This window comes from Gracilimonas sp., assembly GCF_035704785.1.
GTDB lineage: Bacteria > Bacteroidota > Rhodothermia > Balneolales > Balneolaceae > Gracilimonas.
Window position 1 is genome coordinate 1 of the sequence record NZ_DASSWP010000157.1, and the last position, 13,302, is coordinate 13,302.

At 41.0% G+C, this 13,302-nt stretch carries 14 protein-coding genes; 3 read left to right on the forward strand and 11 right to left on the reverse strand.

Translation table 11 applies throughout. The features are described from left to right. The 8 genes from fabD to pfkA all read right to left on the reverse strand — a co-directional run. On the reverse strand, window positions 1-822 hold an 822-nt coding region (fabD, locus tag VFM80_RS09405; protein ID WP_395071574.1), incomplete at its 3' end, for an ACP S-malonyltransferase. 1 nt (window position 823) lies between these two features. Further along, window positions 824-1,816: a beta-ketoacyl-ACP synthase III gene (locus VFM80_RS09410; RefSeq protein WP_395071575.1), complete on the reverse strand. Its 993-nt coding sequence runs from the start codon at window positions 1,814-1,816 to the stop codon at window positions 824-826. 13 nt (window positions 1,817-1,829) lie between these two features. After that, a complete protein-coding gene (gene plsX, locus VFM80_RS09415) occupies window positions 1,830-2,813 on the reverse strand; it encodes a phosphate acyltransferase PlsX (protein ID WP_395071576.1) in 984 nt (327 codons plus the stop codon). Between the two features lie 11 nt (window positions 2,814-2,824). Beyond that, window positions 2,825-3,004, reverse strand: a complete 180-nt coding sequence (gene rpmF / locus VFM80_RS09420) for a 50S ribosomal protein L32 (RefSeq protein ID WP_395071577.1) — start codon at window positions 3,002-3,004, stop codon at window positions 2,825-2,827. 16 nt (window positions 3,005-3,020) lie between these two features. After that, window positions 3,021-3,524 (reverse strand): YceD family protein, encoded by a 504-nt coding sequence (locus VFM80_RS09425; protein ID WP_395071578.1) that lies wholly within the window; start codon window positions 3,522-3,524, stop codon window positions 3,021-3,023. Window positions 3,525-3,577: 53 nt separating this feature from the next. Further along, window positions 3,578-4,216 carry a deoxynucleoside kinase gene (locus tag VFM80_RS09430; protein ID WP_395071579.1) on the reverse strand — a complete coding sequence of 213 codons (639 nt, stop codon included), beginning with the start codon at window positions 4,214-4,216 and terminating at the stop codon, window positions 3,578-3,580. Window positions 4,217-4,227: 11 nt separating this feature from the next. Continuing rightward, a complete protein-coding gene (locus VFM80_RS09435; protein ID WP_395071580.1) occupies window positions 4,228-5,514 on the reverse strand; it encodes a glucose-6-phosphate isomerase in 1,287 nt (428 codons plus the stop codon). Window positions 5,515-5,517: 3 nt separating this feature from the next. After that, window positions 5,518-6,507, reverse strand: a complete 990-nt coding sequence (pfkA, locus tag VFM80_RS09440) for a 6-phosphofructokinase (protein ID WP_395071581.1) — start codon at window positions 6,505-6,507, stop codon at window positions 5,518-5,520. A gap of 96 nt (window positions 6,508-6,603) precedes the next feature. Here pfkA and VFM80_RS09445 point away from each other — a divergent pair, with 96 nt between their 5' ends. Genes VFM80_RS09445 through VFM80_RS09455 form a run of 3 tightly spaced genes read left to right on the forward strand, consistent with a single transcriptional unit; the run spans window position 6,604 to window position 10,763 of the window. Continuing rightward, the gene (locus VFM80_RS09445; protein ID WP_395071582.1) at window positions 6,604-7,623 is read left to right on the forward strand and encodes a polyprenyl synthetase family protein; all 1,020 of its coding nucleotides are present in this window, start codon (window positions 6,604-6,606) and stop codon (window positions 7,621-7,623) included. A 5-nt stretch (window positions 7,624-7,628) separates the two neighbouring features. After that, window positions 7,629-8,393: a UDP-2,3-diacylglucosamine diphosphatase gene (locus VFM80_RS09450; protein ID WP_395071583.1), complete on the forward strand. Its 765-nt coding sequence runs from the start codon at window positions 7,629-7,631 to the stop codon at window positions 8,391-8,393. A gap of 9 nt (window positions 8,394-8,402) precedes the next feature. Then, window positions 8,403-10,763, forward strand: a complete 2,361-nt coding sequence (locus tag VFM80_RS09455) for a penicillin-binding protein 1A (RefSeq protein ID WP_395071584.1) — start codon at window positions 8,403-8,405, stop codon at window positions 10,761-10,763. Between the two features lie 12 nt (window positions 10,764-10,775). Here VFM80_RS09455 and VFM80_RS09460 read toward each other — a convergent pair whose 3' ends face one another. The 3 genes from VFM80_RS09460 to atpD all read right to left on the reverse strand — a co-directional run. Further along, window positions 10,776-11,684, reverse strand: coding sequence for a DUF4350 domain-containing protein (locus VFM80_RS09460; protein ID WP_395071585.1), 909 nt, complete (start codon window positions 11,682-11,684; stop codon window positions 10,776-10,778). A 101-nt stretch (window positions 11,685-11,785) separates the two neighbouring features. Continuing rightward, window positions 11,786-12,043, reverse strand: a complete 258-nt coding sequence (gene atpC, locus VFM80_RS09465; RefSeq protein ID WP_395071586.1) for an ATP synthase F1 subunit epsilon — start codon at window positions 12,041-12,043, stop codon at window positions 11,786-11,788. Window positions 12,044-12,063: 20 nt separating this feature from the next. Next, a partial coding sequence (gene atpD / locus VFM80_RS09470; RefSeq protein ID WP_395071587.1) for a F0F1 ATP synthase subunit beta occupies window positions 12,064-13,302 on the reverse strand: 1,239 nt, incomplete at its 5' end.

Here is a 13,302-nt window from a genome sequence, read left to right on the forward strand (position 1 = left end):
AGGACCTACTTCTACAAATGAGTCTGCTCCGTTTGCACTCATATTATTTAGAGTCTGTGTCCAGCGTACAGGATTAAGCAACTGATTCAGTAAATTTGATCTGATTTCTTCCGGATCTGTGGTCGGCTCAGCTGTATAATTACTGTAGATCGGGCAATCAGGTTTTTTGATCTCCAATTGCTCGAGTTGATCTTTTAACCCATCGTATGCGGGTTGCATAAGCGAAGAATGAAATGCGCCACTGACCGGAAGTAACATTGCCATGCGAGCTCCATTTTCCTTTGCCAACGTAACTGCTTTTTCAACGGCTTCTTTATATCCTGAGATAACAAGTTGCCCCGGGCAGTTATAATTTGCGGCAAGTACTTCTTTACCGGTTTCTTCTGAGGCCTGAGCACAAACTTTCTCAACGGCTTCATCATCCATACCTATAACGGCTGCCATTGTTCCGGGATTTTCTGATCCGGCCTGTTGCATCAGTTCACCTCTGCGGCGAACAATTTTTAGAGCGTCTTCAAAAGAAACGGCTCCGCAAGCCACCAACGCTGAGAATTCTCCCAGGCTATGCCCGGCAACCATATTCGGTTTAGCATTTAAGGTCTTATAAAGGGCAACGGAGTGAAGAAAAATAGCAGGTTGTGTAAATTCTGTTTGCTTTAATTTTTCTTCAGGGCCTTCAAACATGATCTTTTTCAGATCAATGCCGAGAATGTCATTGGCTTTATCAAAATATTCAGCCGCTTTCGGGTTGGAGTCGTACAACTCCTTTCCCATTCCAACAAATTGTGATCCCTGTCCGGGAAATAAATATGCAGTACTCATATTATTTTAACCCCCATGTTAAATAGATGGCTCCCCAGGTAAATCCTCCACCAAAGGCCGCCAATATAATATTATCACCATGATTCAAACGATCTTTCCAATCGTACAGGCAAAGAGGAATTGTGGCCGCCGTTGTATTTCCATATTTGTTGATATTGATCATGACTTTCTCATTTGAAAGTCCCATTCGGCGGGCTGTTGCGTTAATGATTCTCATATTTGCCTGATGAGGAACCAGCCATGCTACGTCCTCAGGATCAAGATCATTTCGCTTCATTATCTCAAGTGAAACATCAGCCATTCCCATTGTTGCCTTTTTGAAAACAGCTTTGCCGTCTTGCTGCAAATAGTGCAACCCATTCTTTACCGTTTCTTCTGTAGAAGGATTTAAACTTCCTCCGGCAGGTTGATATAAACTGCATTCCGTATCACCTTCCACATAATGCTTTTGATCAATGATACCGGTGCCATCTTCTGATTCTTCAAGCAATACGGCTCCCGCACCATCCCCAAATAAAATACAAGTGGTTCGGTCGGTATAATCCAAGATCGAACTCATCTTATCAGTTCCAATAACCAAAACTTTCCTGGCACGTCCCGATTCAATGTACATTGCTCCTGTACTCAGTGCATACAAAAACCCAGAACAGGCAGCTGAAAGATCGAATGCAAAGGCATTTTTAGCACCAATGTTCTTTTGAACCAAACAGGCTGTAGCTGGGAAAAAGTAATCCGGAGTTACCGTGGCTAAGATTATAAGATCTATCTCCTCTGCAGAAATTCCTCGATTTTTAAGGACTTCTTTAGCTGCTTCAGTTCCCATGAAAGCCGTAGCTTTGTCAGGATCTTTGAGGATTCTACGTTCTTCAATTCCTGTTCGGCTTCGGATCCATTCATCGTTGGTTTCTACAAGCTGCTCGAGATCCTTATTGGTCATGCGATCTTCGGGCAAATAATGGCCTACTGCTGTAATTTTAGCTCTTTTTACTTCCATGAAAAGATTTAGCTCAGTTTAGAGATGCTACAATTTTACCGTTAACGTCATTTTCTACGGTTTGAACGGCACTTTTTATCATATTTTTAATGGCTAAAGGAGAGCTTCCGCCGTGTCCTACAATACTCACGCCATTTACCCCTAAGAAAGGAATACCACCTACATTTTCATAGTTAAAAGGTGATAAAGCAGTATGGAGCACTTTTTGAATATTTTGAATTTCTTTCTCCGAGAGGTTCATGTCCTTAACTGCTGCGCCTATCATTTTCTGAAGTATTTCAGGGATAGATTCACCAAACTTTAGTACGATGTTGCCAACCAAGCCGTCACAAAGATAAACATCGGCCTTTCCGGAAAGGATGTCTTTCCCTTCCACATTACCGATAAAGTTTTCGTCTTCTTTCAGGTCGTTGAAGATCTCTTTGAGAACATCAGTTCCTTTTCCTTCTTCTTCCCCTACATTCAACAATCCCACTTTAGGAGTATCGATGTTGAGGATTTGCTGGCAATAGATCTCAGCCATTTTAGAAAACTGGGCAGCAGTTTCCGGCTTGATCTCAAGGTTTGCTCCGGCATCAACCAACAACCTAAAACCTTTTATAGTTGGGTAATAAGCTGCAATGGTAGGTCTTAAAACGCCTTTGAGTTTACCTAAAATAAACATGGATGCTGCAAGTAAAGCACCGGTGTTACCCGCACTTACAAAAGCATCACATTTTCCGGCTTTATGCAAGCCAATACCTACTACAATAGATGATTGCTGTTTGGTTTTTACAGCTTGGGCCGGAGATTCTTCCATACCAATTACTTGTGGAGCATCATGAACCAAAACCCGCTTCTCATCATAAGAATGATCTGCGAGTTCTTTTTTAATGAGGTCTTCAGGACCAACCAGAAGTACAGTTAACTCACTGTTTTCTTCTATTGCCTGAAGTGCTCCTTCAACTGGATTTTTTGGGTAGAAATCTCCACCGGCTGCATCAACTGCAACAATCATATATCAAATGTTTAGTTAGCTGCTTTCATTACCTGACGGCCGCGATAGTATCCACACTCAGCACAAGCATGATGATATCGATGCAATTCTCCACAATTTGAGCATTTTGCTAACGTAACATCAGAAATTGCATGATGAGCACGGCGCTTGTTTTTACGCGCATTCGAGGTTCGTCGTTTTGGATGTGCCATTAAATATACCTTATCGTTATTCTTTTAAATCTTTCAATTTTTCCCACCTTGGATCGATGCGGTCTTCATCATCTTCAGGAATATCACCGAATTGTTCATTCAGTACTTCCTTCGGATTTCCGTCCTCATCAAGAAAGCGGGGATGTAATTTTTTTGTTGGGAGATTCAACAAAATGGTATCTCGTACATCTTGTTCTAAATCTATTTGTTTAGATGCATGATCGTAATTTCTTACGGATCCATTTTCATCTGCTGATTCTTCTACTTCTTCTGCCTTAAAAAGCACCTCATAATCTTGGTGAACTTCATAGTCAAATGCATCCAGCGAACGATCGCAGATCAATTCTACAGTTGCATCAACAGTAAACTGAGTTCTCACAAAATGAAGTGTGCGGTAAAATTCGATATGAACAGAACCGCCCTTAAAAGTAAGATTTCCTAAATCAAGCTCATCTGAGCCCAATTCAACGGTTTTCTCACTTTGTTCTTCAGGTATTTCAAAGATCTTAAACTTTAGCATAGAATATCTCCTCAATAGCTACCTAAAATAAGCATTATACATGTGTGGTTCAATCAATTAAATAAACCAAAGATTCTCTGGTCAATAAGGTCGATTATCTTCCCCAGGTCTTCCTGATCATTTACAAAATCAAGGTCATCGGTATCAATAATGAGTTTTTCATGGGGATAATCGCCTATCCACTCCTCATACAATTTATTTAAGCGTTCTAAATACTCGATACGGATTGTGTTTTCATAATCTCTTCCGCGCTGCTGAATTTGTCTGACAAGAGTTGGAACTTGTGCACGTAAATAGATAAGAAGATCAGGTGGACGCAAATAATAACTCATCTCTTTAAACAGTGCTTCATAATTCGCAAAGTCACGATCACTCATCAAATTCATTTGATGGAGATTCTTCGCAAAGATCTCCACATCCTCATAAATAGTCCGATCCTGAATCAAATTTACATCATCATTGAGCATTTCTTTTTGATGACGAAAACGGCTGGACAGAAAGTATATCTGAAGGTTGAAGCTCCAGCGGCGCATATCCTCATAGAAATCCTGTAAATAGGGATTATCATCCACGGATTCGTAGAATGCCTCCCAGTTAAAGTGTTTGGCTAACAATCCCGTTAGAGATGATTTTCCGGCACCAATATTACCCGCTACCGCTATATATTTTGAAGCTCTTTTTTCCTGATCCATAGATGATTTAGTTATTTACCAAGTAGCCTGTACATGGCTTTCTTATAGTCTTCTACCCCTGGCTGATTAAATGGGTTTATACCTAAACTGTATACAAATATACCGGTCATAAGTTCGAAAAAATAAATAAGCTGACCAATACTTTCCGCATTCAGAGCAGTCATTTGAACTTTGACTATGGGAACGTCGCCTTCACTGTGTGCTTCTATTGTTCCTTCTCTGGCTTTGGTATTAATTTCATGAAATGATTTACCGGCAAGGTAATTTAACTTATCATCATCTTCTTTCAATTCATTTACCGCAAGTTTTGAAAATGGTTTGTCTACGATAATAAATGTCTCCATCAAGCTGCGCTTACCTTGCTGAATAAATTGCCCCAAGCTGTGCAGGTCTGTAGAAAAAGTGGCTACAGCAGGAAATATCCCTTTCCCTTCTTTACCTTCACTTTCTCCCAACAGTTGCTGAATCCAACCTCCCATAGAAGACAACTCCGGCTCAAAGGTGGCAAACACATCAATAGTTTTACCCGATTCATGGATCGCATTTCGCAAAGCCGCATACTCTAAAAGTTCTTCTGCATCTTCATCGTACTTATTATAAGCAGATACCGCACCATAGAACAACGTTCGAATATCTATTCCTGCTACCGAAATAGGCAGTAAACCCACAGGAGTAAGTACTGAAAAACGCCCTCCCACATTTTCAGGGACAACGAATTTTCGGTATCCTTTTTCTTTAATAACTTTGTTAAGCACTCCACCTTCTTTTCCGGTAGTACATATTATATGCTCAGATGCATCTTCATCATATAAGTCTTCCAAAAGTTCTCTGAGCATTCTAAATGCCAATGCAGTTTCAAGAGTTGAACCTGATTTAGAGATCACATTCAAGTAGATATTTTTTGAAGACCCATCATCTTTTGGTGTTTTTAGATATTGCAGTAATTCTTCTAAATATTTCCCCCCGATATGATGCCCTGCATATATTATTTCTGGTCCTTTACTTCCAAAATGAGATGACAATGCATCAATAACAGCTTTTGCTCCCAGGTAAGAACCTCCTATTCCGCATACAATAAATACGTCTGCATTTTTCCTTATTTCGCTTCCCAAAGCACTAACTTGTTCTAATTCCGCATCATTTGGACCAGCCAAAATATCTCTCCAGCCTAACCACTCCGAACCGGGACCGCTTTTTGTTTTTAACTGTTCAAAAGCGGCATCTACTTTTTTGCGAGCTTTGAAATAAGCATCATCTTTGATGAATTTCCGTGCTAACCCAATATTACATTTAATCATATGCTACCTAAGTACTTTAGCTAAATCTATCAGTGTATGGTCAATTTCTTTTTTCTTTGAGACAGCTACACGCATTGGTGTGATCTTTATCGCATTATTTACAACGCCAACCATTACGCCACTATGCCCTTCCTGCAATACTCTTACGGCCGCTGCTCCTAATCTACTTGCTAAAACCCTGTCTCTGGCAGATGGCGCACCGCCTCGCTGAATATGACCTAAAATACAAACTCGTGTATCATATTGTGCAAAATCATCTTTAATGTTTTCAGCCAGTTTGATAGCCCCTCCTGTCTCGTCTCCTTCCGCAACAATCACCAGGCTGCTTCGCCGTTGTGACTTTAGCATTTCATGGAGCTGCCTCTTAACATCTTCTACATGTGTTAACTCCTCCGGTAAGAGTGCGAGCTCCGCACCACTAGCGATTCCTGTTTCCAGGGCTATAAAACCGGTGTCTCTGCCCATTACTTCTACAAGGAACATTCGCTCGTGTGCATCAGCTGTATCTCTGATCTTATCTATTGCTTCTAAAGCCGTATTAAGTGCTGAATCATATCCAATTGTTTCATCAGTTCCAATGATGTCATTGTCGATGGTGGCAGGGATACCGACCACATTTATCTTATGCTCCTGGCTGAATTTATTTGCTCCTGTAAACGTACCGTCACCTCCTATGGTTATCAGCGCATCTATATCATATTTTTTTAAATTCTTTGCAGCCTTTGCCCTTCCCTCTTCGGTACGAAATTCTTCTGAACGGGCAGTTTTAAGCATTGTACCTCCCCGCTGAATAATATTGGACACTGAATGAGTATCCATTTCGTCAATCTCATCATTGATCAAGCCAAAGTATCCGTGGGTTATACCATATATTTTCAGTCCCGCCTGGGAACAAGTCCTTACTACAGCTCTGATAGCTGCATTCATACCGGGAGAATCTCCCCCGCTTGTTAAAACTCCAACAGTTTTAACACTAATTAATTCGTCGGTCATAAAATTCAGTGATAGTGAGTGATTGAGAGTAAATAATTGTTCTGTATTATCAGTAAATTATTTGATGCCAAGTTTAAGAAAATTTCAACACAATTGATGATCGATAACCAAGAGTTAGAACAGATAAATTCTGAAAGCGTTACCAGAAAGACTTTAAAAGAAATTACAGCTCCGGTTTCAGAGAACTTATCTGAATTTCGAAGTTTTTTTAAAGATACTATCCGCTCTGATGTCTTTTTGCTGGACCAGGTCATCAAATATCTCTTGAGGCAAAAAGGAAAGGAATTGCGTCCTACCCTGGTTTTTATGACCGCTAATTTATTTGGTGACATCAATCAGCGCAGCTACATAGCTGCTACTATGATCGAATTATTGCACACTGCTACTTTAATCCATGACGATGTAGTTGATGAAGCAAATAGCAGAAGAGGCTTGGTAAGCATTAATAAAATATGGAAGAATAAAGCCGGTGTGCTTCTGGGAGATTATCTTTTATCTAAAGGATTATTGATTGCGCTTGAAAACAAAGAACACCAATTACTTGAAGTTCAATCACGGGCGGTTCAAAGTATGAGCGAAGGAGAGCTCAGGCAGCTTAAAACAGCCGGGTTATTCAATATGACCGAAGAGCGTTATTTCCAGATCATTTCAGAAAAAACTGCCAGCCTGATCTCAACCTGTTGTGAGTGTGGTGCAGTTTCGGTAACTGATAATGAGGAAATTCATTCTTTAATGAAAGAGATCGGCATGTGCATTGGTATTGCATTCCAAATTCGTGATGACCTTTTCGATTATGGCATGTATGACATAGGAAAGCCAACCCGAAATGATATTCAGGAAAGAAAAGTAACACTCCCTTTGATCAAAGCATTTGAGCATGCACCCAAAAGAAAAGCAGCTCATATAAGAGCATTGATGAAAAAGCGTAAGAAAACTTCCAAGAACGTTGATGAGATTGTCGACTTCGTTCACGAAAATGGAGGAATGGAATATGCCAGGCAAACCATGTACGATTATGCAAACAAAGCCATTGATAGCTTGAAGTCAGTACCTGACTCCCCTGCCAAACAAGATTTTGCAGACCTTATCCATTTTGTAATTACCCGAAAAAAATAGCTGACATGAATTTTGAACAGCATCTTTTTATTTCGGATGTCCATCTCGGGGCTTTCTCATCAGATACAAATACACAGATCGAGCAAGACCTGATCGCACTTATAGAGCACTGCAAAGAGCATCGTATTGAACTCCATATTCTTGGTGATCTGTTCGATTACTGGATGGAATATCCTGAGAAAGGATTTATCCCAAAATTAGGGCAAAATGTTTTGGATGCTTTTGAAGACTATAATAAAGCAGTTACCCCCGCTTTATTCATCACAGGAAATCATGATAACTGGACCTTCGGACATTTTGAGTCACGTGGCTTTGACATGGAACCTAACTTCAGGCTTAAAGAAATTGGAGATAAACGATTTTTACTTATGCATGGGGATGGAATTGCAGCAACTAAAATTGATTTTCCTCGGGCAGCCTTTCACAAATTATTGCGAAACAGGTCTTTTGTAAGTACCTATCAAAAAATTTTACCGCCTGAGCAGGGCCTTGCCACCATGAAGCTTTTTTCCTCGCTCACAAGAAAGAGGAATAATCATAATCCGGAACCGCTTAACCGACAAGCAAAAAAAATATTTGGTAAGCATAACCTGGATTACATCATAAGCGGCCATGACCATGTACCGAGAATAGAAACTTTTTTGCGTGGCAGCTATATAAACTTAGGTACATTTTTTAATCACAGAACGGTAGCTTTATATAACAATGAAGGGTTGAACCTCGTTAAATGGAAAGCAACTACTAAAAATTTCTTACCTTACGAGAAATAAGTAAAGATTATGAGCGACGAACAAAAAGAACCTATTGATCATAAGCGGTATTTCAATGATCCTGAATACCGAAAAAAAATCCTACAAGAAAAAAAAGAAAAAGCTAATTCTGAATCCGGTAACAGTGGTTTTAGTTTATTTAATAATTTGGATCCAAGATTTATAAAAGCCTCTAAATGGATCGGTAGCATTGCAGGTATTCTGTTATTGTTCGTGGCAGGGTATATATTTTATCTCTTCCAGGGACTTCCTTCTGCTGAGGAATTTGAAAATCCGGAGACAGCCATTGCTTCAGAAGTTCGAAGTCGTGATGGGATTACATTGGATAAATATTTCATTGAAAACCGTAATTGGGTTCGATATGAAGACATTTCCCCTCATGTAGTTGATGCCCTGATTGCTACGGAGGATCACCGTTTTTATAACCACTGGGGAATAGATACCTACGCTACACTTGCTATACCCTGGCACCTTATCAATGGCAGATGGCAGGGAGCTTCTACAATAAGTCAACAACTTGCAAGAAATCTCTACAAGAAGATCGGACAGGAATTTTCAGTTACCAGAAAGTTCAGAGAAATGATAACAGCCATTCAGCTTGAACGCAGGTATACCAAGCGTGAGATTACGGAAATGTATCTTAACACCGTTGAATTCCCCAACTCCACTTTTGGAATCGAAGCAGCGGCTCAAACTCATTATGGTAAGCCAGCCCAGGATTTAAATATTACGGAAGCAGCTATGATGATAGGTTCCCTGCAGGCCATTTATGCCTACAATCCACGTTTATTTCCTGAGCGTTCAAAATCCCGCCGTGATATTGTTTTGAGTCAGATGAATAAACGTAATTTTCTCACTGATCGTGAATTTGAGGTTCTTGCTTCTGAACCTATTGAATTAGACTACCACCCTCCTTCCAAAGCCGGTCGACAAAGCCGGTACTTTGGGGAATATGTTCGGCAGCAAGTTACCCCTTGGCTGGAAGAAAACGGATACGATCTATATAAAGATGGTCTTGTTATCTATACCACCATCGATTCCAGACTTCAAAAACATGCTGAAAATGCTGTAAAAACCAAGCTGGACTCTCTGCAAGGAATCTTTGAGAAAGAATGGACTTCTTCAAACAGCGATGAGTACATGGATCTTTATTGGGAAAAATATCCACAATACCTCCGTCAATTTTTAAGGGAAACAGATCGATACAAAAATGGATTTGCGAAATATGACACCAAGCTTGAAAAGGTCGTTTTTGATTCTCTCTTTGCTGATTCTGCTTTTATAGATTCTGTAAAAAGGGCTAATACCAGACTACAAGCAGGTTTTGTAGCCATAGAACCCAGCAACGGTAACGTTCTTGCCTGGGTTGGTGGCACAGATTATGGAAATGTTCAATATGACCATGTATATCAATCCCGCCGACAAGCCGGTTCTACCTTTAAGCCTTTTGTGTATGCCGTAGCCATAGATAATGGATACAAACCCTATCATAAGTTTTCAAAATTTCCTATCACTTTTTACAGTCGTGAGGGTAAAATATGGAACCCAAAAGATGCAACGGTACCTGAGGGCCCTGTTAAAGTATCTTTAAGGGAAGCACTGGCGCGCAGTTTGAATAATGTAACTGTTCGTTTGTTACCTGAAATAGCCGGTGCCCCCGGAACTAATCGCCTTTGGGAATTAGATCCTGCTGCCCGTAAAATTAAGCAAATGGCTTCAAACCTCGGGATAGATATGAGCAATACCAAAGCCTTTCCTTCTATTGCATTGGGTACCGCAAATGTATCTTTAATAGAACTCACCAGTGCTTACACCACTTTTGTAAATGCCGGGGTTCATATCGAGCCGATCGCAATTACCCGAATTGAAGATAAGGAAGGTAATATCTTACAAGAATTCCATCCTGAGTATACTTCAGAAGTTATCAGTCCTGAAACGGCCTATATTATGACTGATATGCTGCGCGGAGTAATAAGGGGCGGTGAAGATTTCTTTGGAACCGGCGTTAGGTTGAGAAATACTTATGGTGTTCAGCAGGATGTGGCCGGTAAAACAGGAACTACGAATAATGCTGCTGATAACTGGTTCATTGGAATGATGCCTCACATTGTAATGGGTGCCTGGGTGGGAGGGCAAGATAACCGCGTTCGGTTCAACCAAGATATTCCGAGCAGCATAAGCATTGGGCAGGGTGCTAGAACAGCGTTACCTATTGTGGGCACTTTTATTAATAATGTAACTTCCGATCCTGATGCCTACTGGAAATATGATGCGTTTGAACCGCCACCCGGTTTCGTCATGCCTGAAGATCCTGATAAAACACGAAATGAAATGCTTAAGGACGCAAATAAAGGCAGAATTGGCTGGTAAGTTATACCAGGATCAATCCAGCCAATGCATCAGAGTTAGCAGAAATTGCAGGTTTTGAGGAGCAAGCTGAGTATTGTTGAGGCCTATTTTAAATACTTCTCCTTGAGGAGTTTGAATTGTTTGAGCCGTAAACATAGCGGCTTCTCCGAATACTGCTAATTTTCCTGATCCATACTCCATAATCGCTCCATGAGTATGATTTCCAAGTCCAACAGTCTTTGTGCTTTCATCAAACTGCCATGCCCTCTCTGGTTCCAGGCTAAAATCCCCCTTCTTAAATACCAAAACAGGAATAGCTTCTTCCGGATAGGTAAAAGCGGAACCGGTGAATGTTGTTACTGAAGTTATCTCATTACCTGAAACAGGACTTTTAAGAAGCCGTCCATTTTCTAAAGTAAACAGATCTGGTTGATCCTGATCCTTTTCAAGCGTTGCAAAGCCATTCCTGAATCTAAAACCAAAGGATAATCCCAGCTCCGAAGCAGCTCCCGCAAATGGCATATGATCAGCGATCAGGAACAGAGCCCCACCCTCTTTTACCCATTGGTTTAAACTTAGAATTTCTTCTTTTGAGAAGGCCGATGGGTTGGGAAGCACCCAGTTTCCAATGTTACTCTCATGAAGCGGGTTTACAATCACAAAGACATTGCACGTTTTAAGTTGATCTGTTTCAGTAAAAGGATAATTAAAGTCTTTGACTACATACCCATCATGCTGCAACACGCGTGCAAAAGGTGCAAAACCACCGTCCAAAGTATGGAAATTATTATGCGCGGAATCAATACATAATACCGGGCCTTCCCCCTTTTCATATTCAGGTTCAGCAATATTAAAAGCGAAATCAACATCCGGTTGCTGCTGAGCAAAAACCAAAAATGGAAGGATGACGAAAAGTATGAAAGCACAATTTCTTAAAAGCATTTGATAAGTCAAATTGATGGCAATATTGCTATGTCACCTAAAGAAACAAAAAAAGCCGATGTTTCCATCGGCTTTTTTAATACTAAAAATAAAAAATTACATCAGGCTTCTTCTACTGATTCAGCCAACAATGTGAGTTTATTGTTATTCACTTCAACAAAACCGCCTGAAATTGCATAGGTAGCATCACCATCGGATTTACGTACCAAAACAGTACCTTTTTCCAATGTTGAAACTATAGGTGCGTGATTCGCTTTTACCTCAAAGCTGCCCTGCGTTCCGGGTAACTTTACCCCACTCACTTCTCCCTCAAATAGAGAGCCGTTAGGAGTAAGTATCTGTGCATTAAATGTGCTCATGATCAGGTTTTATAAATTGATTAAGCAGCTTCTTCTTTTTCAGCTTTGGCAAGCAGTTTCTCACCTTTCTCGATTGCTTCGTCAATGCTGCCTACCATGTAGAAAGCATTTTCAGGAAGGTGATCTAATTCACCATTAAGGATCATCTTGAAACCGCGGATTGTTTCATCCACTTTCACATACACACCCGGCTGACCGGTAAACTGCTCGGCCACGTGGAAGTTCTGAGAAAGGAAACGCTGAACACGACGTGCGCGGCTTACTACCAGCTTATCTTCATCAGAAAGTTCATCCATACCTAAGATTGCGATGATATCCTGAAGATCTTTGTAGTTCTGAAGCAGACGGGTCACCCGGTTAGCTACATCATAATGCTCTTGCCCTACTACTTTAGGATCAAGGATAGTTGATGATGAATCCAATGGATCTACCGCAGGATAGATACCGATCTGTGTCAATGCACGGGAAAGTACCGTTGTTGCATCAAGGTGAGTAAAGGTTGTTGCCGGAGCAGGGTCAGTCAAATCATCGGCAGGTACATAAACTGCCTGAACCGATGTAATTGATCCGTCTTTGGTAGAAGTAATACGCTCCTGAAGGTCACCCATTTCACTAGCAAGTGTTGGCTGGTAACCTACCGCAGAAGGCATACGACCCAGAAGTGCTGATACCTCAGAACCGGCCTGGGTAAATCGGAAAATGTTATCAATAAAGAGCAGGATATCTCTTGATACTTCATCACGGAAATACTCAGCAACTGTTAGTCCGGAAAGCGCAACTCGTGCACGTGCACCCGGAGGCTCATTCATCTGGCCGAATACCAAAGTAGCCTGAGATTCTTTTAATTTCGTTTTGTCAACTTTAGAAAGGTCCCACTCTCCCGCTTCCATAGATTCTTTGAACTCATCACCATAGTTGATGATACCTGATTCAAGGAATTCACGAAGAAGGTCATTTCCTTCTCGGGTTCGCTCTCCAACACCGGCAAATACGGAAAGTCCACCGTGCTCTTTCGCGATGTTGTTGATCAATTCCTGGATCAAAACGGTTTTACCTACACCGGCACCACCGAACAAACCGATTTTACCACCCTTTGCATAAGGCTCGATAAGGTCGATAACCTTGATACCGGTAAACAAAACTTCGCTCTCGGTGGTAAGGTCTTCAAAACGAGGTGGTTTACGGTGGATAGGGGCACCGCCCTCTTTGCTAACTGCACCGATACCATCAATGGCCTCGCCTACTACGTTGAACAAGCG